Origin of the sequence: Bradyrhizobium uaiense (assembly GCF_010811875.1) — a bacterium.
GTDB classification, from domain to species: domain Bacteria; phylum Pseudomonadota; class Alphaproteobacteria; order Rhizobiales; family Xanthobacteraceae; genus Bradyrhizobium; species Bradyrhizobium uaiense.
Genome location: NZ_VKHP01001009.1, coordinates 1 through 243 on the forward strand (window position 1 = coordinate 1; position 243 = coordinate 243).

A 243-nucleotide genomic window follows, 5' to 3' on the forward strand; every position below is an offset into this window, starting at 1 on the left:
ATGCCGTCGACGTCCTGCAAGTCGACCTCAACGCGAAGTTCTGACCATGCGCATCGCACTCTTTGTCTTGATGATGGTGATCGGAGCATTGAGCTCCGGCACCGCATTCGCCCAGTCCGAGACCGATATTGCCGCCGACGAAATAGCCCTTGAGGTTGGTGCCGCCGAGACCGAAGTCGGAATCTGCGAAGGCATCGATGGTGGCATCCGACTCGAGGTACTTGTAGCCGGCGTGGACGTTCC

1 pseudogene is annotated in these 243 nt (G+C 58.8%); it reads right to left on the reverse strand.

The annotated features are described in order from the left end of the window. Positions 1-118: 118 nt before the first annotated feature. Positions 119-243, reverse strand: a pseudogene (locus tag FNJ47_RS48545) (putative porin); the annotation flags it as partial.